Raw genomic sequence first — 23,855 nt, forward strand, 5'->3', positions numbered from 1 at the left:
TTCAAATGAGGTTATTTAAGTCGGTAAAGTAAAAGGCCAATTACCGTAAGTGTACTCAATATTATTGGTAAAATCCTGTAAGCCTGGTCGCTTTGGGCGGCTTTGGCCTTACCCTGTTCAACATATATCACATCGCCCGAGTGGAGATAATAATACGGCGAATTAAACACATCCCTGTTATTAAGGTTAACCCTTCCAAATTCCTTTTTACCATCGTTATCTCTAATGATCAGCACATTATCGCGCTTGGCATAAATGGTAAGGTCGCCGGCCATAGATAAAGCCTCGGGCAGGGTAACCTTTTCATTTGGTATAACATATACCGATGGGCGGGTCACCTCGCCCATTACCGATATTTTATAGTTTAAAAACCTGATGCTGACAGTAGGTTCCTTAACATATTCCTTAAGCTTGTTTTTGATCACCTCGCGCGCTTCGGCCGTAGTAAGGCCGCCCACTTTAATAGAACCTATAATGGGGAACTCGATCAAACCCGATGCATCTACCAGGTAACCGCTTGCGGCCGATTGTGTAAGCGTTGGGGCAGCAGTTATTCCGCCGGTTTCGCCGGTGGTGGGTGCTGCATTGCTATATGGATTAAAAAAGCTGCTCGCGGCTGCGTTTAAGGAATTTACTGGTATAGATAATATATCGCCCGGCTGTATTTTAGGAACATATACCTGCGATACCGTTATGGTGTCGGATTGATTAAGCCCTTTTTGAAAATAAACGATTTCTTTTTGACTTGTGCAGGATGTAACTATAATACTTAAGAACAAAAAAATATTAAGGTAGATATTTTTTTTCATAGGTTACTGTGTATTTGGCGCAAAAATAGATTTTTTTATCAAATAAACCAATGTTAATAATGCCCGCGGCATTTATGAACTGGTTTTTAATTAATATAATGCATATGTATTACCGTATTTATTGAATTATTTATAATAAAACGGGCTATTAAATTATAATTATTAAAAATAGGATTCTCTTACAACGCGTGGTTTAAACATCTTTACAAGATAATTGTTTTTAGTTATTTAAAAAAATCATCTTTAAGGTCGTCAATTTCCCTTCTGTCGCGCTTGGTGGGGCGGCCTGTACCACGGTCGCGAGTTAGTAAAGGCGTGTGAAACATAGACTTAAATGCATGCGTTTCCTCTTCGGGAGTAATATCCTCGTAAAACATTACCGCGGTTTTAGCATCAGTACGGCTTTCTAACAAGCCGGTAACTTTTAATACCCTTTTATCCGGCCCTTTTGATACCTGGTACACTTCGCCCACCTTAACCTCGTGCGATGGTTTGATATTATTACCATCTAATTTTACCCGGCCTGCCTTGCATGCATCAGAAGCCAGGGTACGTGTTTTAAACGCGCGTATCGACCATAAATACTTGTCTATCCTTAATTTTTCTTTCTCAGCCATTGCACTCTCTATATTCTTAACACTACTATAAAACAAATCTCCTTAAAATTCCTTTAATTTGACAAAATTTATATTCTGTGATGATCGACCTTAAAAAAATGATTGAGGATGCCTGGGATAACCGCACCCTTTTAAGTGAAAGTGACTACATTAATGCCATTAATACTGTTATACAACGCCTTGATAAAGGTGAAATTCGTGTTGCCGAACTGATAGGCACCCGCTGGCATACTAACGAGTGGATAAAAAAAGCCGTTATTTTATACTTCCCAACCCGCGCCATGGAAGAAATTAAGACCGGCCCTTTTGTTTTCCATGATAAAATGAAGCTTAAAACCAATTATAAAGAACTTGGTGTACGTGTTGTACCGCATGGTATTGCCCGTTATGGCGCATACTTGGCTAAAGGAGTTATTATGATGCCATCGTATGTAAACATAGGTGCCTATGTTGATGAAGGTACAATGGTTGATACCTGGGCAACTGTAGGTTCATGCGCGCAAATTGGCAAGCATGTTCACTTAAGCGGCGGTGTTGGTATTGGCGGTGTGTTAGAGCCTGTGCAGGCATCACCGGTTATCATCGAGGACAACTGCTTCCTGGGTTCGCGCGCTATTGTGGTTGAAGGCGTACACGTAGAGAGCGAAGCCGTTTTAGGTGCTAACGTCGTATTAACCGCATCTACCAAAATAATTGACGTAACCGGCCACGAGCCTGTTGAATATAAAGGCCGCGTACCTGCCCGCTCGGTAGTGATACCCGGCTCGTACGCCAAAAAATTTGCTGCAGGCGAGTACCAGGTGCCCTGTGCCCTGATCATCGGCAAGCGCAAAGAGTCTACCGATAAAAAGACATCGTTAAATGATGCTTTGCGCGAAAATAACGTAGCAGTTTAATTTAGATTTGAGATATTAGACATGAGATATGAGGCAACACGCTGTATAGCAAATCAACTTCTCTCCTATCTAAAATCGCAGATCTCATGCCTACGCTCATGAAAATAGGCTATGATGCTAAAAGGGCCTTTTTAAACAGTACCGGGCTGGGTAATTACAGCCGCTGGTTAATTAAGCTGCTGGCAAGCCGCTATCCTCAAAATACTTATTATTTATACAGCCCAAAGATCAGGCCCGGCAAATGGCCTGATCTTTTGCGCTTGATTAAAAACGTTATAACCATTTTACCAAAACCGGGTGTGCTAACCTCGCTGTGGCGTACAAAGGGTGTTGTAAAAAATTTGAGTAACGATGGTATAGATATATACCACGGGCTAAGCCACGAACTGCCGTTGGGTATAACAACGCCGGGCATAAAAAGCGTGGTCACCATTCACGACCTTATCTTCATGCGCTTTCCGCAGTATTTTGGCCTTATAAGCCGTGCCATTTACAAGCTAAAGGTTGCATATGCCTGTAAAACAGCAAATATCATTATTGCCATCAGCCAAAAAACAAAGCAAGACCTTGTTGAACTGCTGGATATAGCCCCGGATAAGATTGAAGTGGTGTACCAAAACTGCGATGAGATATTTAAAGCCCCCTGCTCTGATGAGAAAAAGCAGGAAATAATAAAAAAATACAACCTGCCCGGTAAATTTATTTTAAGCGTAGGAACTATAGAGGAACGTAAGAACCTTGGTTTATTAATAGAAGCCCTGCCGCTTATTAACGATATTAAAGTGGTAGTGGTTGGCAGGCATACTGCCTACGCATCGGCAGTAAAAGCCCAACTGGCAAAACTTAATATTACAAACCAGGTGGTTTTTTTGGATAAAGTTGAATTTGCCGATCTGCCGGTTATTTATCAGCTGGCCGATGTGTTTGTTTATCCGTCAAAATATGAAGGCTTCGGCATCCCGGTGTTAGAGGCTTTAAATAGTGGCGTACCGGTTATTGCGGCAACAGGTTCGTGCCTGGAGGAAGCGGGAGGGCCGGGTTCTTTATACGTTAACCCGGATGATGCGGCCGGACTTGCCGAAAAGATAGCGCTTGTTTTAACCGATAACCCCCTTCGCGAAAAAATGATAGCTGACGGCAAGGAATATTCACGTAATTTTGACGATGATAAATTGGCTGCACAAATGATGCATTTATATAAAAACCTATCTGCCAATGCTTAAAGACGAAATAAACAAAGCCCTAAAGGTTATACAGGATGGCGGCATTATCCTCTACCCTACCGATACTATCTGGGGTATTGGCTGCGATGCTACCAACACTGATGCCATTAAAAAGATCTACCAGCTAAAACAGCGCAGCGAAAGCAAAAGCATGATCATTTTAGTTGATATTGATAACAAGCTGCCAAGTTACATTAGCGAGGTGCCCGATATTGCTTATGACCTGATAGAATACGCCGAAAACCCGCTTACCTTAATTATGCCCGGCGCCAAAAACATCTCGCCCGCTTTAATTGCCGAAGATGGCAGCGTAGGTATCAGGGTAACAAGCCATCCCTTTTGCCAGCAGCTTATACAGCGTTTACGCAAGCCTTTGGTATCCACATCGGCTAATATAAGCGGGCAACCATCGCCTGAGTATTTTGGAAAGATTGACCAGGAGATCATAGACGGAGTAGATTATGTAGTTGACATTGACCAGTATAGCACCGAAATTAAAAAGCCATCTACAATAATGCGCCTGGCCCCAAATGGCGGTTTCGAATTTATTCGCCGTTAATTTTTTTATAATCGCTAAATTTGCACGGTAATACAAGCCTGTTCGCAGCCTCTTTATATGAAACAACACCTGCAACATCCGGTATTTTCTGTTATTTCTAAACTTGCTGCCGAACAAGATGTACAGGCTTACGCAATTGGCGGTTACGTGCGCGATATATTTTTGAAGCGCCCCTCAAAAGATATTGATATCGTAATTTTAGGTAACGGCATTGCCTTTGCCGAAGCAGTGGCTGCAACATTAAACGTAAAAGTATCGGTGTTTAAAAACTTTGGTACAGCCATGCTGCGTTACCAGGATGTAGAGGTTGAATTTGTAGGTGCTCGCAAGGAAAGCTACCGGTCAGATTCGCGCAAGCCAATTGTTGAGAACGGAACACTTGAAGACGACCAAAAACGACGTGATTTTACCATTAATGCTTTAGCTATAGCTTTACATGGCGATGAATTTGGTACGCTGATAGACCCCTTTGGCGGCATCGCCGACCTGGACGCAAAACTGATCCGCACCCCGTTAAACCCGGTCGAAACTTTTTCTGACGATCCGTTGAGGATGATGCGGGCGATACGTTTTGCCAGTCAGCTTAATTTTAAGATCGATGACGAGGCCATCGCCGCCATCAAAAGCAACCTGCACCGCATCAAAATTGTATCGCAGGAACGCACAACCGATGAACTGAATAAGATCATCCTTTCACCAAAACCATCTATCGGGTTTAATTACCTGTTTGATACCGGGCTGCTGCATATCATATTCCCGCAGATGGTGGCGCTGTACGGCGTGGAGATCATCAACGGCAAAGGCCACAAGGACAATTTTTATCACACCCTGCAGGTGCTTGATAACATCTGCGAAACTACCGACGACCTTTGGCTGCGCTGGGCCGCCATTTTGCACGATATTGCCAAACCACCCACCAAGCGTTTTGAGCCAAGCCATGGCTGGACGTTTCACGGGCACGAGGACAAGGGCGCGCGCATGGTGCCCAAGATCTTCGCACAGTTGAAATTGCCGCTTAATGAGAAAATGAAGCTGGTGCAAAAACTGGTGCAGCTGCACCTGCGCCCTATTGTACTGTCGCAATCCATCGTTACAGATTCGGCGGTGCGCAGGTTACTTTTTGAGGCAGGAGATGATATAGAGGCCCTGATGCTGTTGTGTAAAGCAGACGTAACCACAAAAAACGAATACAAGGTTAAAAAATACCGCAACAATTTTGAGCTGGTTCAGCAAAAGTTAAAGGATGTGGAAGAGCGGGACAATATCCGCAACTGGCAGCCGCCGGTTACCGGGCTGGATATTATGCAGTTATTTGGCATTGGCGAGGGCCGCGAGGTGGGAATTATAAAGAATAAGATCCGCGAAGCGATACTGGAAGGCGAAATACCCAACGAACGCGAAGCAGCAATAAACTTTACAATTGCAAAAGGCACAGAAATTGGCTTGAAAGTTGTTGCAAACACAAATTAAAATAAACATTACTATTTTTGACAAAAAACTACTTAAACAATGGCACTATACAGGTTCAGGGTTACTTTTGAAGATTACGACGACGTTACCCGGGATATCGATGTAAAATCTAACCAGACATTTGAGGATCTTCATAAAGCTATACACCAGAGCACCGGTTATAACTACGAGTATCCGTCCTCGTTTTACATCAGTAACGACCAATGGATGAAGGGTGAAGAGATCACCTATATGCCAAACCAAAAACGGATCGACCGTAAAATACCTTTGATGGAGAAAATAAAACTGAGCAGTTTTATTGACGATCCGCATCAAAAATTCTATTACACCTTCAATTTCGACAGGCCATTTGATTTTCATGTGGAGCTGATGAAGATAATACTGGAAGATGCACCGGGTGTTACTTACCCGGCTGTAGTACGCTCTGTTGGCGAAGCGCCAAAACAATTTGGCAATGTATTTAACCCTGCCGCTGAAACCGCTGAAGCGCCCGACGGTGATTTCGACTTTTTAAACGAGATGGCCTATGGTGCCGACGATGCCGAAGATTTTACCGAAGTTACCGATACCGGCGTTGATGATACCGACGAGAAGAAAGTTGACGACGCAGAGGAAGAAGAAGACGAATTTGGCTTTGGCGACGACGAAGAGTTTGAAGACGAAGATAAACCCGGCCGCGACGACTATTAATAGTTGATGGCCTATAGTTTATGGTTAATAGTAAACCCTAACACGAAATTAAGCATGGAAGCCACCATGATCTATTAACTATGAACCATGAACCTCTTAAAAAAACCCTTATTGTAATTGCCGGCCCAACCGCTTCGGGGAAAACGGCGGCGGCTATTCGGCTGGCGCAACATTACGATACGGTTGTTGTTTCTGCCGATTCCAGGCAGTTCTTTCGCGAGATGTCCATAGGCACTGCAAAACCTACTGTAGCCGAACTGGCTGCTGCCCCGCACTACTTTATCAATTCGCATAGTATCACCGAGCCATTTTCTGTTGGTGATTTTGAGCGCGAATGCCTGCAATTGCTGGATGAGCTTTTTAAAAAACACGATGTAGTGATACTGGCGGGCGGCTCGGGCCTTTACATACGGGCTGTTACCGAGGGATTTGACGACCTCCCTACCGCAAACCCCGACATACGTGATCGTTTAAATACCGAATTAGCCGTAGACGGTATAACAGCGCTACAGGAGCGATTAAAGGATGTTGACCCCGCCTATTACGCCGAAGTCGACGTCAGCAACCCACAGCGCGTTATACGGGCGCTGGAAGTGTACGAGGCAACGGGTAACCCTATCTCATCCTATCGCACATCCAAAGTCAACAAGCGTTCTTTTGATATTATAAAGTTTGGGCTGGATATGCCGCGCGAGCAATTATACGACAGGATAAACCGCCGCGTTGATATGATGGTACACGATGGCTTGTTGGAAGAGGTAGCCGGCTTAACCCAATACCGCCAATATAACGCGCTGAACACTGTAGGCTACTCTGAACTATTCGATTATTTGGATGGGAAAACCGACCTGGATACGGCCATCGCGCAAATAAAACAAAATACCCGGCGCTTTGCCAAAAGGCAGCTTACCTGGTTCCGTAAGGATAAAGAGATCGTTTGGATGGATGCCCGTGATGAAAAGCTTATTGAAAATATGCTGGCTGAGATCGCCCGTATGAACACCTAACTATTTGATATTCAATCGTGTTCACGTTCACGATACAAAACCTATACAGCATTTTCACAATTAATTGACTATCAGTTACTTAAAATTTAGACTCGTCTAAATTTTATGCAAAAATCTGATTAACAATCAATTAAGTAAATGATTGCGTGAACATTTGAGTTGACGAAGCGCACATATTTGAGGAGCGGCGCGTAAAATTTCGGCTAAAGCCAATATCATCCGCTCATTATTCCGTCCCGTAAATGGGGCGGCAATGAATTTATTTTTTCTTGCCGTTGGTTTCAACCACCTGATGAAGGCATTAGAGTTTTGGCTTAGCCGAATGTAGGCCATCAGCGTGGATGCTTGACCTGGCGCTGCAAACTGCCAACTAATAACTGCAAACTGAATCTACCCGTTATCCAAAACCGATTGTATATACACCCCGTAGCCGCTTTTGATGTATTTATTAGCCAATACCTGCAATTGTTCGGCATCAATATAGCCCATCAGGTAGGCTACTTCTTCAATACAGCCTATCTTTTTTGCCTGTCGTTTTTCTATCACTCTTACAAATTCGGTAGCATCGCTCAGGGAATCGAAGGTGCCGGTATCCAGCCAAGCTGTGCCCCTGTCCATTACACCAACATGCAGGTTGCCTTGTTCCAGGTAAACGCGGTTAATATCGGTTATCTCATATTCGCCGCGCGGGGATGGTTTTATGTTTTTGGCTATCTCAACTACACTGTTATCATAAAAATATAAGCCGGGTACCGCGTATTTGGATTTTGGCTTCTGCGGTTTTTCTTCGATAGATACTGCCTTCAGGTCTTTATCAAACTCAACCACACCGTAACGCTCAGGGTCGGCAACGGGGTAGGCAAATATGGCCGCGCCGTTCACATCATTAAAACTCTGGATCAGTTTGCTAAAGCCCGAACCGTAAAAAATATTATCGCCCAACACCAGCGCCACCTTATCATCACCAATAAATTTTTCGCCAATTACAAAGGCCTGTGCAAGCCCGTTTGGGGTTTCCTGTATGGCATACTCAAAGCGGCAGCCAATCTCTTCGCCGGTGCCTAACAGGCGCACAAAACCGGGGTTATCTTCGGCAGTGGTAATGATCAGGATCTCGTTTATCCCGGCCAGCATTAGTACCGACAGCGGGTAATAGATCATTGGCTTATCATAAATAGGCATCAGCTGCTTACTTATGGCCTTGGTTATTGGGTAAAGCCTGGTGCCCGATCCGCCTGCTAATATGATACCTTTCATGGTTGTAATTAGTGATTTATTGAGTTAGTGTCCCGAGCTATCGGGATAGTGATTTCCTATCAGCGCATACATTTTGAGACCGTCTTAAATCCCTAATTAATTCTGTTGCTTTAACCTGTCAATGCAAATAGCCAGGCTATCCCTCCAATACGGAATTTGCAGGCCAAATGTTTGTTTTACCTTTGATTTATCCATAACCGAATAAGCGGGCCTTGTGGCGCGTGTTTTATATTCGCTGGTTGGTATCGGGATAACTTTTACATTGGTGCCCGACAACTCAAAAATAGCTTTTGAAAAATCGTACCACGATGCTACCCCCTCGTTACTGTAATGGTAAATGCCGTATGCCGTGCTGTCGCATTGGATAATTTTGATGATACAGTCTGCCAGGTCTATAGCGTAGGTTGGCGTACCCACCTGGTCGGCTATAACTTTTAGTTCATCGCGTTCGGCGCCCAGCTTTAGCATGGTTTTTACAAAATTGTTGGCAAACTCGGAATACAGCCAACCCGTGCGAACGATAAAGTATTTATCCAGCAAAACAGGTATCACCTTCTCGCCGTCTAACTTGGTTTGGCCGTAAACACTTATAGGTTTCGCTACGCTATCTTCTGTTAATGGTGAGGATACATCGCCTTTAAAAACAAAATCGGTTGAGATATGGATAAGCGCGGTATCGTGTTTACTGCAAAGCCTGGCCAGGTTCTCTACACCTGTTTTGTTCACCTTTACAGCAGTTTCGATGTCATCTTCGGCTTTGTCAACTGCCGTGTAAGCGGCACAGTTTATTGCGTAAGCGGGTTTGTGTTGGGCAAAAAGCTTTTCCAGCCCGTCGGTATCCAAAATATCAGCCTCGTCCTCTGCCGGGAAGATAAAATTATCGATGCCATTATCCGCAACAAGCTTTTTAAAACATTGCCCTAACTGACCCGAAGCACCAAACACTATTGTTTTACTCATTATCCAATCGGTTACAAAGTAATGTATATAACTGCTTATCGTTCTACATGTTTCACCAGGAAATCCCGGTATGCAAGCTTAATCCCTTCTTCCAGTTCAGTCCTGTAGCTCCAGCCCAGGGCTGCCAGTTTAGATACATCCATTAATTTGCGTGGCGTGCCATCGGGCTTGGTGGCATCAAAGGTTAGGTTACCCTGGTAACCTACAATTTTTTTGATAAGCAAAGCCAGATCTTTTATCGTGATCTCTTTACCGCTGCCTATGTTTATAAAACCAGCCTCGCTAAAATTCTGCATCAGGTAAACACAAGCTTCGGCCAGGTCATCGGCAAATAAAAACTCGCGCAATGGCGAACCGCTCCCCCAGATAACAACTTCGGGCGCACCGCTTTCTTTAGCTTCGTGAAACCTGCGGATCAACGCGGGCAGTACGTGCGAGTTTTGCGGGTGATAATTATCGTTGTACCCGTACAAATTGGTGGGCATCACCGATATATAATCGCAGCCATATTGCGCCCGGTAAGCATCGCACATTTTTATACCGGCTATTTTAGCGATGGCGTATGGCTCGTTTGTTGGCTCTAATAAACCCGTTAGCAAAGCATCTTCATGAAGCGGCTGTGGCGCCAGCTTAGGATAGATACAGCTGGACCCCAGGAACATCAGTTTTTTAACGTTGTTTATATGTGCTGAGTTGATAATATTATTCTGGATCTGCAGGTTATCGTATAAAAACTCGGCGCGGTAAGTGTTATTGGCTACAATACCGCCTACTTTCGCCGCCGCCAAAAAAACGTATCCGGGCTTTTCCTGCTCAAAAAAATCAGCCACGGCGGCCTGGTCGCGCAGGTCGAGCTCGGCCGAGGTGCGGGTTACAAAATTTGTAAAACCTTCTGCCTGCAGCTTGCGCATAATGGCAGAACCTACCATGCCCCGGTGACCGGCAATGTATATTTTATCGTTTTTATTCATTTGTTGGTTCATGGTTGATGGTTCATAGTTCATAGTAGGAATTAGTACGGTGAACTATTGGCCCAAAACGGATAGGATTGATAGCTGATAGATCATATCATCGCAATGCTCAAATACTATGAACTATCAACTATGATCCATGAACTTTCGCCCTACGCCTGCCCCATTGTGCCGCCAAAATTCATGGGGAAGCCGGTTGGCTCGTTCTGAATTTTGATGCGGCCGTTTATGGCTTCAAATTTTTCTAAATTATCTTCTAAAGCTGCTAACAGGCGCTTGGCATGCTCGGGTGTTAATACTATGCGCGATTTAACCTTAGCCTTGGGCACGCCCGGCATAACGCGGATAAAATCGAGCACGAACTCCGAGCTTGAATGGGTGATGATAGCCAGGTTGGCGTAAACCCCTTCGGCTACTTCTTCAGAAAGCTCAATGTTGATCTGGTTTTCGTTTTGTTCTTCCATGATGATATAAAAATAGCAAAGCCTCCCATTTTCATAGAAGGCTTTGCAAAAGTATTTAAAAAAATCTGATTAAGCTTCCACTTCCTCAGTTTTTGAAGCCATCAGGCGGTCAAACTCTTCCTGAGAACCTACACGGATATTTTCGTATTCGCGTAAACCGGTTCCTGACGGAATTAAGTGACCAACAATAACGTTTTCTTTCAGGCCAAGCATTAAGTCTTTCTTACCTGCTATGGCTGCTTCGTTCAGTACTTTTGTAGTTTCCTGGAACGATGCCGCTGAAATAAACGATTTTGTACCTAATGATGCCCTGGTAATACCTTGTAACATCGGGCTTGAAGTTGCTGCAATTGCATCCCTTACCTCAACCAATTTTAAATCTTTACGTTTTAAAATCGAGTTTTCGTCCCTTAGTTTCCTCAGCGATACGATCTGACCTAATTTTAAGTTAGTTGAATCACCTTGCTCGGTAACTACCTTCTTATCAAACATCTCGTCGTTCTCTGTCATAAAGTCCCAGCTATCCACTGCTTCCCTTTCAAGGAAACGGGTATCGCCGGCATCTTCAATGGCAACCTTTTGCATCATCTGGTGAACGATCACCTCAAAGTGCTTATCGTTAATTTTTACACCCTGTAAGCGGTAAACTTCCTGGATACCGTTAACAAGGTACTCCTGTACCGCAGCAGGGCCTTTAATTGCAAGGATATCTGCCGGAGAGATAGAACCATCAGATAATGGCATACCTGCTTTAACAAAGTCGTTATCCTGTACAAGGATGTGTTTAGACAATGGCACCAGGTATTTTTTAACCTGGCCGTCTTTACTTTCGATAGTGATCTCGCGGTTACCACGTTTAACACCACCTAAAGTTACCACACCATCAATTTCGGTTACTACAGCCGGGTTAGACGGGTTACGTGCTTCAAATAACTCGGTTACACGTGGTAAACCACCTGTAATATCTCGCGTTTTACCGGTTGAACGAGGTATTTTGGCAATAACTTGTCCGGTTTGTAGTTTTTCACCTTCTTCAACAGAAATGTGAGCGCCTACCGGGATGTTGTATCCTTTTATGATGTTACCTTTATTATCAGCTACCTGTATAACAGGGTTTTTGGTTTTGTCCCTGGTATCGATAATAACCTTTTCGCGGTGACCGGTTTGTTCATCGCTTTCTTCGCGGAAGGTAATACCTTCCAATACTGCTTCGAAAGTTGAGATACCTGCAAATTCAGAGATAATAACCGCATTGTACGGATCCCATGAACAGATACGGTCGCCTTTGGTTATTTTGCTGCCATCCTTTACATACAGGTATGAACCGTATGGAATGTTGTTGGTAACAATAACCTTGTTAGTGCCTGCTTCGGTAATACGGAACTCGCCTGAACGGCCCAATACTACATCAACAATACCATCTTCGGTTTTATATTCTACTGTACGTACGTTCTCAAATTCGATGATACCATCAAACCTTGCGTTTATCTGAGACTCGGCCGCGATGTTTGACGCGGTACCACCCACGTGGAATGTACGCAATGTTAACTGTGTACCCGGCTCACCGATAGACTGTGCAGCAATCACACCAACAGCCTCGCCCATTTGCACGCGTTTACCGCTTGCAAGGTTACGGCCATAGCATAAGGCACATACGCCACGTTTACTTTCGCAGGTTAATACCGAACGAATCTCGACACCTTCTAAAGGTGAATTTTCTACCTTCTTAGCTATCTCTTCGGTGATATCCTCACCTGCGTTGATCAATAATTCGTTGGTGATAGGGTCGTGTACATCATGCAGTGTAGTACGGCCTAAAATACGATCGTATAACGGCTCAACAATATCCTCGTTATCTTTAAGCGCTGTTGTGAAGATACCCCTTAAGGTACCGCAATCAACCTCGCCAACGATCATATCCTGGGCAACATCATGTAACCTACGGGTTAAGTAACCGGCATCAGCAGTTTTTAACGCTGTATCCGCCAAACCTTTACGCGCACCGTGGGTAGATATGAAGTACTCTAATACCGATAAACCTTCTTTAAAGTTTGATAAGATCGGGTTTTCGATGATCTCGCCACCCGAGCCTGATTTTTGAGGCTTAGCCATCAAACCACGCATACCTGCAAGCTGACGGATCTGCTCTTTAGAACCACGCGCACCCGAGTCAAGCATCATGTAAACAGAGTTAAAGCCCTGGTTATCGTTGCTCAGGATGTTCATCACATTCGCGGTTAAGCGGTTGTTGATACGTGTCCAGATATCGATGATCTGGTTGTAACGCTCGTTGTTGGTAATGAAACCCATGTTATAGTTACCCATAACATCTTCCACTTCTTTAGAAGCCTGGGCTATCAAAGTAACCTTTTCTTCAGGAATGTTAATATCCATCAGGTTAAATGATAGACCGCCCTGGAACGCCATCTTGAAACCTAACTCCTTAATATCATCAAGGAACTGGGCTGCACGTGCCATACCGGTCATTTTAACAACCTCGCCAATAATATCACGCAGTGATTTTTTGGTCAACAGCTCGTTAATGTAACCAAGCTCTTCGGGTACATGCTGGTTAAACAGCACGCGGCCTACAGTGGTCTCAATTATTTTAGATACGATCTGGCCATCGCGCTCTTTAATTTTTCCTTTAACCTTGATAAAGGCATGCAGGTCAATTTTCCTTTCGTTATAAGCGATAATTACCTCTTCGGCCGAGTAGAAAGTTAAACCTTGTCCTTTTACAATGCGTCCTTCGTCAGTTTTACGGCCTTTGGTTATGTAGTACAAACCAAGCACCATGTCCTGCGATGGTACTGTAATAGGGGTACCGTTAGCAGGGTTAAGGATGTTGTGCGATGCAAGCATTAATACCTGGGCTTCCAAAATCGCTGCGTTACCAAGCGGTACGTGCACAGCCATCTGGTCACCGTCAAAATCCGCGTTAAAGGCGGTACAGGTTAACGGGTGCAATTGTATAGCCTTACCTTCAACCAGTTTTGGCTGGAAAGCCTGGATCCCTAACCTGTGCAGCGTTGGCGCACGGTTTAATAATACAGGGTGGCCTTTTAATACGTTTTCCAAAATGTCCCAAACTAATGGGTCCTTACGGTCAACAATTTTTTTGGCAGATTTTACTGTCTTAACCACACCACGCTCAATCATCTTGCGGATGATAAATGGTTTGAATAACTCAGCCGCCATATCTTTTGGTAAACCGCACTCGTGCAGTTTCAGGTTTGGCCCTACAACAATTACCGAACGCGCCGAATAATCCACACGTTTACCCAATAAGTTTTGACGGAAACGGCCTTGTTTACCTTTCAGGATGTCCGAAAGTGATTTCAAAGCACGGTTACCTTCAGTTTTAACCGCGTTAACTTTACGTGAGTTATCAAACAACGAGTCTACAGCTTCCTGCAGCATACGTTTTTCGTTACGTAAAATTACCTCAGGCGCTTTTATCTCGATAAGTCGTTTTAAACGGTTGTTACGGATAATTACACGGCGGTATAAGTCGTTCAGATCGGAAGTAGCGAAACGGCCACCTTCCAATGGTACTAACGGGCGCAATTCAGGAGGTATAACCGGAACGATCTTAACGATCATCCATGACGGGTTATTCTCGATCCTTGTAGCCGCACCACGGAAAGCTTCAACAACCTGTAAGCGTTTTAAAGCTTCATTTTTACGTTGCTGAGAAGTTTCGTTAGCTGCCTGGTGGCGAAGGTTGTATGAAAGCTCATCCAAATCGATGCGTTTCAATAATTCTTCAAGCGCCTCGGCACCCATTTTAGCCACAAATTTTTGTGGGTCTTTGTCATCCAGGTATTGGTTTTCCTTTGGTAAGGTATCCAATATATCCAGGTACTCTTCTTCTGTCAGGAAATCCATTTTCGAGATCCCGTCAGCTTCTTTAATACCCGGCTGAATAACTACATAACGTTCGTAGTAAATGATCAGGTCTAACCGTTTTGTTGGCAAGCCCAGCAGGTAACCAATTTTATTTGGCAACGAGCGGAAATACCAGATATGCGCAACAGGCACCACCAAATTGATGTGGCCCATACGCTCGCGGCGAACCTTTTTCTCAGTTACTTCAACACCGCAACGGTCGCAAACAATCCCTTTGTAACGGATACGTTTGTATTTACCGCAATGGCATTCGTAATCTTTAACCGGGCCAAAAATACGCTCGCAAAACAAACCGTCACGCTCGGGTTTGTAGGTACGGTAGTTAATGGTCTCAGGTTTTAAAACCTCACCGCTTGAACGCTCCAGGATAGATTCCGGAGAAGCTAAACTGATGGTAATTGTGGTGAAATTACTCTTGATTTTATTATCCTTTTTGTAAGACATAGTCTCCTTTGTTTTTTGTTGTTGAAAAGTTGTAAGGTTGAAACGTTGTAAGGTTGGAATGTTAAAAACCTTTCAACATTCCAACTTTTCAACATACAACAATTACTCTAACGTGATATCCAAACCTAAACCTCTTAACTCGTGAACCAATACGTTGAATGATTCCGGAACTGATGGTGTTGGCAGGTTTTCACCTTTAACAATAGCTTCGTAGGTTTTGGCACGGCCGATAACATCATCCGATTTAACGGTCAATATTTCCTGCAGTATGTTTGATGCACCGAATGCTTCAAGCGCCCAAACCTCCATCTCACCAAAACGCTGACCACCAAACTGGGCTTTACCACCCAATGGCTGTTGTGTAATAAGCGAGTATGGCCCGATAGAACGCGCGTGCATCTTATCGTCAACCATGTGGCCCAGTTTAAGCATGTAGATAATACCTACAGTTGTTTGCTGGTCAAAACGGTCGCCTGTTAAGCCGTTGTATAAATAGGTACGGCCTGATGCCGGTAAGTTTGCCTTTTTAACCCACTCTTCTACCTCGTCGTGGCTTGCACCGTCAAAAATAGGGGTAGCGAATTTAACACCAAGCTCTTTACCTGCCCAGCCTAATACGGTTTCGTAGATCTGGCCAAGGTTCATACGTGAAGGTACACCCAGTGGGTTCAACACAATATCAACCGGGGTACCATCTTCTAAGAAAGGCATATCCTCGTCGCGTACAATACGCGCAACAATACCTTTATTACCGTGGCGGCCCGCCATTTTATCACCTACTTTAAGCTTACGCTTTTTAGCGATGTAAACTTTAGCCATTTGAACAATGCCTGATGGCAGCTCGTCACCCACGCTGATGGCAAACTTATCGCGGCGGTAAGCGCCCAGTTCTTCGTTCACTTTAATGTTATAGTTGTGAAGCAAAGTTTTGATCTGGTCGTTCTTATCATCATCAGTTGTCCATTTTGTTGGGTTGATGTTCTCGTAGTTAAGTTCGGTCAGTATCTTCTGGGTGAATTTAACTCCTTTAGCAACAAACAGCTCTTTGTAAACATTAAATACACCTTGTGATGTTTTACCGTTAACGATCTCAAATAACTTCTCAATCAAAGTATTTTTAAGATCTTTTACAGCTTTATCGTGTTTAGCATCAAGTTTTTCAATTTGTGCTTTTTCTTCGGCCTTAGTGGTTTTCTTGGCACGGCTAAAAAGTTTTGTATCGATAACAACACCAGCGATTGACGGTGGGGTTTTTAAAGATGCATCCTTAACATCGCCTGCTTTATCACCAAATATGGCACGTAACAGTTTTTCTTCCGGTGAAGGGTCCGATTCGCCTTTTGGAGTGATCTTACCTATCAGGATATCGCCTTCCTTAACCTCGGCGCCAACACGGATGATACCGTCTTCGTCAAGGTCTTTGGTAGCTTCTTCTGATACGTTAGGGATATCCGGTGTCAATTCCTCTTCTCCGCGTTTGGTATCACGCACTTCCAGTTCAAATTCTTCAACGTGAAGTGATGTGAATATATCCTGAGACACTACACGCTCGGATATTACGATCGCATCCTCGAAGTTGTAACCCTGCCAAGGCATGAATGCCACTTTAAGGTTACGACCTAAAGCAAGCTCGCCATCCTGGGTTGCGTAGCCTTCGCAAAGCACCTGTCCTTTTTCAACACGCTGGCCTTTTTTAACAATAGGCTTTAGGTTGATGGTAGTGCTCTGGTTAGTCTTTTTAAATTTAGTTAACAGGTAACTTCTTGTATCGCCGTCAAATGATATCAAACGGTCAAGATCGTTACGGTCGTACCTTATTTTGATCTCGTTAGCATCAACATACTCCACCACACCATCGCCTTCGGCATTGATAAGGGTACGAGAGTCTTTTGCTACACGGCCTTCCAAACCTGTACCAACAATTGGCGCTTCGGGGCGCAACAATGGTACGGCCTGGCGCTGCATGTTAGATCCCATCAGGGCACGGTTAGCATCATCATGTTCCAGGAACGGAATTAGTGATGCCGCGATTGACGTGATCTGGTTTGGAGCAATGTCCATCAGATCCAGCTTATCCGGGTCGATAATAGGGAAGTCACCTTCAAAACGTGCTTTAACACGTGGATTAGCGAAAACACCTTTATCATCATAGTAAGCGTTAGCCTGGCCAATAGTTTTACCATCTTCATCTTCTGCAGATAGGTAAATAACCGGCTCGTTAACCTGTACAACACCGTCAACCACACGTTTGTATGGTGTTTCGATGAAGCCTAAGTTGTTAATTTTAGCGTGTACGCAAAGTGATGATATCAAACCAATGTTTGGTCCTTCCGGGGTTTCAATGGTACACAACCTACCGTAGTGGGTGTAGTGAACGTCACGAACCTCGAAACCTGCACGCTCACGAGACAGACCACCGGGCCCAAGGGCTGACAGACGACGCTTGTGCGTGATCTCTGCCAGTGGATTGGTTTGGTCCATAAACTGCGATAACTGGTTTGTTCCGAAGAACGAGTTGATCACAGATGAAAGCGTACGTGCATTGATCAGGTCTGTCGGTGTAAACACCTCGTTATCACGAATGTTCATACGCTCGCGGATGGTACGCGCCATACGCGCTAAACCAACACCAAATTGTGCGTAAAGCTGCTCGCCAACGGTACGAACACGACGGTTTGACAAGTGATCAATATCATCCACCTCGGCTTTCGAGTTGATCAATTTGATCAGGTATTTCACAATCGCGATGATATCCTGCTTGGTTAATACTTTTGTTTCGTCAGAAGTATTCAGCTTTAATTTGCGGTTGATGCGGTACCTGCCCACATCGCCCAGATCATATCTTTTATCAGAGAAGAACAAACGATCGATGATACCACGTGCTGTTTCTTCATCAGGTGGTTCGGCGTTACGTAACTGGCGGTAGATATGCTCAACCGCTTCCTTCTCAGAGTTCGAAGTATCTTTTTGTAAAGTGTTATATATAATAGTATAATCACCGCTGGTGGCAGCATCTTCCTTGTTAAGGATGATGGTTTTAACACCGGCATCAATGATCATATCAATATGGTCATCTTCCAATACGGTTTCGCGCTCAAGGATGATCTCGTTACGGTCGATAGATACCACTTCACCGGTATCCTCGTCTACAAAGTCTTCAACCCATTTTTTAAGCACCCTTGCAGCAAGCTTACGGCCAATGAATTTCTTCAGGCCAGATTTGCTTACTTTAACCTCGTCTGCAAGCTCAAATAATTCTAATATATCCTTATCAGAATCGTAGCCTATTGCACGAAGAAGCGTGGTAACCGGGAATTTCTTTTTACGGTCAATGTAAGCATACATCACGTTGTTAACGTCTGTAGCAAACTCAATCCATGATCCTTTGAAAGGGATAACACGGGCCGAGTATAATTTTGTACCGTTGGTGTGGCGGCTTTGGCCAAAGAACACACCAGGTGAACGGTGTAACTGCGATACAATTACACGCTCGGCGCCATTGATAACAAATGTACCTTTAGGTGTCATGTAAGGGATGGTTCCCAGGTACACGTCCTGTACAATTGTTTCAAAATCTTCGTGCTCGGCATCATTACATGATAAGCGAAGTTTTGCTTTTAATGGCACACTGTAAGTTAACCCGCGCTCGATACACTCGCGTATATCATAACGTGGCGGATCAATAAAATAATCAAGAAACTCTAAAACGAAGATGTTCCTTGAATCTGAAATAGGAAAGTTTTCGGCAAATACTTTAAACAACCCCTCTTTATAGCGGTTGTCTGACGTGGTTTCCAATTGAAAAAATTCCTGGAAAGATTGTAACTGTACATCCAGGAAATCCGGGTAATCAAGTACCTTTCTGCTGGTTGCAAAGTTTACTCTTTGGTTATTATTGTTTGCCAAGGTGTTATAATTTTAGTTTATTAAACCTGTGTTTAGATATGAGATATTTGACGTGAGATTTGAGACAGACGTTGAAATCTTTTCATGTTTTGACGTAAGAATTTCATATCCCATATCTTACGTCTCAAATCTAAAGTATATAAACAGCAATAGACCCCGACCAAAAATGGTCGGAGTCTGATGCTATTTTGTGTGTGGTTAAATTATTTAACCTCAACTACTGCTCCAGCTTCCTCTAATTGAGTTTTCAAAGATTGAGCCTCTTCTTTAGTAACGCCGGTTTTAACCTCTTTAGGTGCACCGTCAACTAAATCTTTAGCTTCTTTCAAACCTAAGCCAGTTAAGTCTTTCACTAATTTAACTACTGCTAATTTTGAACCGCCTGCTTCTTTCAGGATCACGTCAAATGCAGTTTGCTCAGCAGCAGCAGCAGGGGCATCATCGCCACCACCAGCAGCCGGTGCAGCAGCAACAGCTGCAGCAGCAGGCTCAATGCCATACTCGTCTTTCAAGATCTGAGCTAATTCGTTTACTTCTTTTACTGTTAAGTTTACCAACTGTTCAGCAAACGCTTTTAAATCCGCCATTTTATTTTTTATTTTTACTTAATGCTTTTTTGTTTAAATCGAACTTTAAAGGTGTCCGTTAACCTCTTTCTTGTAATGTTTTTACAACACCTGCTAATATATTTCCGCCTGATTGTAATGCAGAAATAACGTTCTTGGCTGGTGATTGCAGTAAGCCTACTATCTCGCCAATCAATTGTTCTTTCGACTTTAATTTGGTCAAAGTATCTAATTGATTATCGCCGATGAATATCGCTGAATCAATGTATGCTGCTTTTAAAACCGGTTTATCACCTTTTTTCCTTAAAGCTTTTATCAGCTTTGCCGGGGCAGTTGCCGATTTTGAGAAAAGGATTGATGAAGAACCTTTTAATACATCAAACATCGGGGCAAAATCACCGCCCGCTGCTTCCATAGCTTTTTTAATTAAGCTGTTTTTTGCAACCTGCATGGTGATATCAGCCTCGAAACATTGACGACGGATATTATTCACTTTTGCAACCGTTAGATCAGCGGTATCGGTAATATAAAAGTTACCGTACTCTTTAATCTGATCAGCAAGGGCAAGAACAAGGTCGTGTTTTTCTTCTTTATTCATGATTAAATTCCCGTTACTGATTTAGTTTCAATTGTAATACCCGGCGACATTGTTGAAGAGATATGTATGCTCTTAAAATATGTGCCCTTTGCTGCCGATGGTTTTAATTTAGAGATGGTTTGCAATACTTCTAATGCATTCTCATAAATTTTATCAGCAGTGAAAGATGCTTTTCCTATTGAAGTGTGGATGATACCGGTTTTGTCAACCTTGAAATCGATCTTACCACCTTTTACCTCAGTTACAGCTTTACCAACTTCTGGTGTTACTGTTCCTGATTTAGGGTTTGGCATAAGGTTACGAGGGCCTAATATTCTACCCAACCTACCTACTTTAGCCATAACGCTTGGCATAGTAATGATAATATCAACATCAGTCCATCCGCCTTCAATCTTGGCAATATAATCATCCAAACCTACAAAGTCCGCACCTGCATCTTTAGCTTCTTGTTCCTTATCAGGAGTACAAAGCACCAATACACGTACAGTTTTGCCGGTTCCATGAGGCAATGTTGCTATACCGCGCACCATTTGATTGGCTTTACGCGGGTCAACACCTAAACGTACATCTATATCAACTGATGAATCAAATTTGGTATTGGTTAATTTCTTTACCAATGCTGATGCATCCTGTAATGTGTATGATTTATTAGCCTCAATTTTGGAGAGTGCCGCTTTTTGATTTTTTGTTAATCTAGCCACTGTCTTTAACTGATTTGTATTAATTAATTATTCCAGGGTGCCGTACCTGATACGGTTATCCCCATACTGCGGGCAGTACCTGCCACCATTTTCATGGCTGATTCTACTGTAAATGCATTCAAATCAGTCATTTTATCTTTAGCTATGGTCTCAACCTGTTCCCAATTTACATTGGCAACTTTTTTACGGTTGGGCTCAGCCGAACCACCTTTTAAACCTGTAACTTCCAAAAGTTGGATAGCTACCGGAGGGGTTTTGATGATAAAATCGAAAGACTTGTCGACATAAACAGTAATAACTACAGGTAACACTTTACCAGGTTTATCCTGGGTACGTGCGTTGAACTGCTTGCAAAACTCCATAATGTTCACACCTTTTGCACCCAATGCAGGGCCAATTGGAGGAGATGGATTTGCAGCGCCGCCCTTCACTTGTAGCTTTACCATCGCACCGACTTCTTTTGCCATTTTGATTTGTTTTAATTATAACTCAATGTTAGTAAGTGGAAGCTAAGTAACATTTAAGATTGTTCTGGTATCAAGTACTTAGTATCAAGTATCAGGATCCCTTATATTTTATTGATGTATCGTTGTATTTCTCTCGTGGCATTGTCTTGCTACTTGATACTAACTACTTGATACTATTCTTTCTCTACCTGCATGTAATTCAATTCAAGCGGCGTACGGCGCCCGAAGATCTTTACCATTACTTTTAATTTCTTTTTCTCTTCGTTCACTTCCTCAATCACACCGCTAAACCCGTTGAAAGGCCCGTCCATTACTTTAACGTTTTCGCCTACGTAATATGGCACATTCATGGTTTCGCCCTGGGCGCTCATTTCGTCAACCTTACCTAAAATACGGTTAACCTCGGCCTGGCGCAAAGGGATAGCGTTTCCCTGCTTATCGCCCAGGAAACCTATAACACTATTCACATTTTTGATGATGTGCTCCAGCTCGCCATCAAGGGCGGCTTCCATCAATACATAACCCGGAAAATAGTTGCGCTCTTTAGCAATCTTTTTTCCATCGCGCATCTGGTAATATTTTTCGGTAGGGATAAGTACCTGCGGTACTAAATGCGTTATACCTAATCTGCTTATTTCAGCATCTATATATTGCTTTACCTTTTTTTCTTTACCACTGATGGCCCTAACTACGTACCATTTTAATTGATCACTCATCTATTATATATAATTAGGCTAGTGAAGTATAAAATTGATTAAGCAGGTAGCCTATGATCTGGTCCATACCAAATATAACCATCGAAATAATGATAGAAGCTATCAGCACTAAAACAGCGCTGTTTTGCAATTCTCTCCATGTTGGCCAGGTTACTTTCTGGGTCAACTCTATGTACGATTCTTTAATATATTCAGCTACGCCTGCCATTTTATTAATTGCTTATGCACGGGAACAAGGATTCGAACCCTGATCAAAGGTTTTGGAGACCTCTATTCTACCGTTGAACTATTCCCGTGTGTACTATCTCCAAAAAAGGAAAATTGTATTGTGTTTGCTTATTGTGAATAAAGTACCGAGACAAAAGCCCCGGTACTTTACACAAAAATTAACCGTTTTGCTCCGCAGTAAAGCGGATGTAATTATGCTAATATTTCAGTTACCTGACCAGCACCTACAGTTCTGCCACCTTCACGGATAGCGAAACGTAAGCCTTTTTCCATAGCGATAGCGTTGATCAGCTTTACAGTGATAGTAACGTTATCACCAGGCATAACCATTTCTACACCTTCGGCCAATGAAATTTCACCGGTTACGTCAGTTGTACGGAAATAGAATTGCGGACGGTATTTGTTAAAGAATGGCGTGTGACGGCCACCTTCTGCTTTCGACAATACGTAAACCTCTGCTTTAAAGTCGGTGTGAGGAGTTACTGAACCTGGTTTGCAAATAACCATACCCCTGCGGATATCAGTTTTTTCAATACCACGTAACAATAAACCTACGTTATCACCAGCTTCACCCCTGTCAAGGATCTTGCGGAACATTTCCACACCTGTAACAGTTGATTTTAAGTTTTCGGCACCCATACCCAGGATGTCTACTTGCTCGCCAGAGTTAATAACACCACGCTCGATACGGCCGGTTGCAACAGTACCACGACCAGTGATCGAGAATACGTCTTCAACAGGCATCAAGAATGGAAGATCAGTTAAACGCGGAGGGATAGGGATCTGTGTATCTACAGCATCCATAAGCTCCATAATTTTATCTACCCATTTAGGCTCGCCGTTAAGGCCACCTAATGCAGAACCTTGAATTACAGCGATATCATCGCCCGGGTAATCGTAGAACGATAATAGTTCGCGGATCTCCATTTCAACAAGTTCTAACAACTCAGGGTCATCAACCATGTCAACTTTGTTCATAAACACAACCAATGAAGGCACACCAACCTGGCGGGCTAACAAGATGTGCTCGCGGGTTTGAGGCATTGGACCATCAGTAGCGGCAACAACAATAATTGCACCGTCCATTTGAGCCGCACCTGTAACCATGTTTTTCACATAATCCGCGTGACCCGGACAGTCAACGTGTGCATAGTGACGGTTATTTGTTGAATACTCAACGTGCGCTGTATTAATTGTAATACCACGCTCTTTTTCTTCAGGAGCCGAGTCAATTGAATCGAATGAACGAGCTTCTGAATAACCTTTATCAGATAACACTTTAGTGATAGCTGCGGTAAGGGTTGTTTTACCGTGGTCAACGTGACCGATTGTACCGATGTTTAAGTGCGGTTTGCTACGGTCAAATTTTTCTTTTGCCATGATTTATATTTGTT

General features: G+C 43.4%; 21 protein-coding genes and 1 tRNA gene. 6 read left to right on the forward strand and 16 right to left on the reverse strand.

Going from position 1 to position 23,855, the window contains the following annotated elements:
- Nucleotides 1-11: 11 nt before the first annotated feature.
- Nucleotides 12-809, reverse strand: coding sequence for a polysaccharide biosynthesis/export family protein (locus tag EWM62_RS11885; protein WP_129876885.1), 798 nt, complete (start codon nt 807-809; stop codon nt 12-14).
- A gap of 224 nt (nt 810-1,033) precedes the next feature.
- Nucleotides 1,034-1,426, reverse strand: a complete 393-nt coding sequence (locus EWM62_RS11890) for an RNA-binding S4 domain-containing protein (RefSeq protein WP_129876886.1) — start codon at nt 1,424-1,426, stop codon at nt 1,034-1,036.
- Between the two features lie 80 nt (nt 1,427-1,506).
- Here EWM62_RS11890 and EWM62_RS11895 point away from each other — a divergent pair, with 80 nt between their 5' ends.
- The 6 genes from EWM62_RS11895 to miaA all read left to right on the forward strand — a co-directional run bounded on the left by EWM62_RS11895 (nt 1,507) and on the right by miaA (nt 7,271).
- Entirely contained in the window at nt 1,507-2,322 is an 816-nt protein-coding gene (locus tag EWM62_RS11895) for a 2,3,4,5-tetrahydropyridine-2,6-dicarboxylate N-succinyltransferase (protein ID WP_203235034.1), read from the forward strand.
- Nucleotides 2,323-2,420: 98 nt separating this feature from the next.
- Nucleotides 2,421-3,545, forward strand: coding sequence for a glycosyltransferase family 4 protein (locus EWM62_RS11900; RefSeq protein WP_129876887.1), 1,125 nt, complete (start codon nt 2,421-2,423; stop codon nt 3,543-3,545).
- Nucleotides 3,538-4,104 carry an L-threonylcarbamoyladenylate synthase gene (locus EWM62_RS11905; RefSeq protein WP_129876888.1) on the forward strand — a complete coding sequence of 189 codons (567 nt, stop codon included), beginning with the start codon at nt 3,538-3,540 and terminating at the stop codon, nt 4,102-4,104. Before EWM62_RS11900 ends, EWM62_RS11905 begins: the two co-directional genes overlap by 8 nt.
- A 57-nt stretch (nt 4,105-4,161) precedes the next feature.
- On the forward strand, nt 4,162-5,574 hold the full coding sequence (locus tag EWM62_RS11910; RefSeq protein ID WP_129876889.1) for a CCA tRNA nucleotidyltransferase: 1,413 nt from the start codon (nt 4,162-4,164) through the stop codon (nt 5,572-5,574).
- Between the two features lie 39 nt (nt 5,575-5,613).
- Nucleotides 5,614-6,264, forward strand: a complete 651-nt coding sequence (locus EWM62_RS11915; RefSeq protein ID WP_129876890.1) for an IS1096 element passenger TnpR family protein — start codon at nt 5,614-5,616, stop codon at nt 6,262-6,264.
- A gap of 80 nt (nt 6,265-6,344) precedes the next feature.
- Nucleotides 6,345-7,271 carry a tRNA (adenosine(37)-N6)-dimethylallyltransferase MiaA gene (miaA, locus tag EWM62_RS11920; RefSeq protein ID WP_129876891.1) on the forward strand — a complete coding sequence of 309 codons (927 nt, stop codon included), beginning with the start codon at nt 6,345-6,347 and terminating at the stop codon, nt 7,269-7,271.
- Between the two features lie 390 nt (nt 7,272-7,661).
- Here miaA and rfbA read toward each other — a convergent pair whose 3' ends face one another.
- The 14 genes from rfbA to tuf all read right to left on the reverse strand — a co-directional run bounded on the left by rfbA (nt 7,662) and on the right by tuf (nt 23,841).
- Nucleotides 7,662-8,528 carry a glucose-1-phosphate thymidylyltransferase RfbA gene (gene rfbA / locus EWM62_RS11925; protein ID WP_129876892.1) on the reverse strand — a complete coding sequence of 289 codons (867 nt, stop codon included), beginning with the start codon at nt 8,526-8,528 and terminating at the stop codon, nt 7,662-7,664.
- Between the two features lie 96 nt (nt 8,529-8,624).
- Nucleotides 8,625-9,488 carry a dTDP-4-dehydrorhamnose reductase gene (gene rfbD / locus EWM62_RS11930; protein ID WP_129876893.1) on the reverse strand — a complete coding sequence of 288 codons (864 nt, stop codon included), beginning with the start codon at nt 9,486-9,488 and terminating at the stop codon, nt 8,625-8,627.
- 35 nt (nt 9,489-9,523) lie between these two features.
- Complete coding sequence (gene fcl, locus EWM62_RS11935) at nt 9,524-10,459, reverse strand: GDP-L-fucose synthase (RefSeq protein WP_129877052.1); 936 nt, start codon at nt 10,457-10,459, stop codon at nt 9,524-9,526.
- Nucleotides 10,460-10,611: 152 nt separating this feature from the next.
- Nucleotides 10,612-10,923 carry a DUF3467 domain-containing protein gene (locus tag EWM62_RS11940; protein ID WP_203235035.1) on the reverse strand — a complete coding sequence of 104 codons (312 nt, stop codon included), beginning with the start codon at nt 10,921-10,923 and terminating at the stop codon, nt 10,612-10,614.
- A 69-nt stretch (nt 10,924-10,992) separates the two neighbouring features.
- Nucleotides 10,993-15,279 (reverse strand): DNA-directed RNA polymerase subunit beta', encoded by a 4,287-nt coding sequence (gene rpoC, locus EWM62_RS11945; RefSeq protein ID WP_129876895.1) that lies wholly within the window; start codon nt 15,277-15,279, stop codon nt 10,993-10,995.
- Between the two features lie 102 nt (nt 15,280-15,381).
- A complete protein-coding gene (gene rpoB, locus EWM62_RS11950; RefSeq protein ID WP_129876896.1) occupies nt 15,382-19,185 on the reverse strand; it encodes a DNA-directed RNA polymerase subunit beta in 3,804 nt (1,267 codons plus the stop codon).
- A 203-nt stretch (nt 19,186-19,388) separates the two neighbouring features.
- Nucleotides 19,389-19,772, reverse strand: coding sequence for a 50S ribosomal protein L7/L12 (rplL, locus tag EWM62_RS11955; RefSeq protein WP_067061371.1), 384 nt, complete (start codon nt 19,770-19,772; stop codon nt 19,389-19,391).
- Between the two features lie 58 nt (nt 19,773-19,830).
- Nucleotides 19,831-20,349 (reverse strand): 50S ribosomal protein L10, encoded by a 519-nt coding sequence (gene rplJ, locus EWM62_RS11960; RefSeq protein ID WP_129876897.1) that lies wholly within the window; start codon nt 20,347-20,349, stop codon nt 19,831-19,833.
- 2 nt (nt 20,350-20,351) lie between these two features.
- A complete protein-coding gene (gene rplA / locus EWM62_RS11965) occupies nt 20,352-21,050 on the reverse strand; it encodes a 50S ribosomal protein L1 (RefSeq protein ID WP_129876898.1) in 699 nt (232 codons plus the stop codon).
- Nucleotides 21,051-21,073: 23 nt separating this feature from the next.
- Nucleotides 21,074-21,517, reverse strand: a complete 444-nt coding sequence (gene rplK, locus EWM62_RS11970; RefSeq protein WP_129876899.1) for a 50S ribosomal protein L11 — start codon at nt 21,515-21,517, stop codon at nt 21,074-21,076.
- A gap of 173 nt (nt 21,518-21,690) precedes the next feature.
- Entirely contained in the window at nt 21,691-22,233 is a 543-nt protein-coding gene (nusG, locus tag EWM62_RS11975) for a transcription termination/antitermination protein NusG (protein WP_129876900.1), read from the reverse strand.
- Between the two features lie 13 nt (nt 22,234-22,246).
- Nucleotides 22,247-22,441 (reverse strand): preprotein translocase subunit SecE, encoded by a 195-nt coding sequence (gene secE / locus EWM62_RS11980; RefSeq protein WP_129876901.1) that lies wholly within the window; start codon nt 22,439-22,441, stop codon nt 22,247-22,249.
- A 17-nt stretch (nt 22,442-22,458) separates the two neighbouring features.
- Nucleotides 22,459-22,529: transfer RNA gene (locus tag EWM62_RS11985), tRNA-Trp, on the reverse strand.
- Nucleotides 22,530-22,653: 124 nt separating this feature from the next.
- Nucleotides 22,654-23,841 carry an elongation factor Tu gene (gene tuf, locus EWM62_RS11990; protein WP_129876902.1) on the reverse strand — a complete coding sequence of 396 codons (1,188 nt, stop codon included), beginning with the start codon at nt 23,839-23,841 and terminating at the stop codon, nt 22,654-22,656.
- Nucleotides 23,842-23,855 lie beyond the last annotated feature (14 nt).

Source organism: Mucilaginibacter terrigena (assembly GCF_004168255.1).
Taxonomy (GTDB): domain Bacteria; phylum Bacteroidota; class Bacteroidia; order Sphingobacteriales; family Sphingobacteriaceae; genus Mucilaginibacter; species Mucilaginibacter terrigena.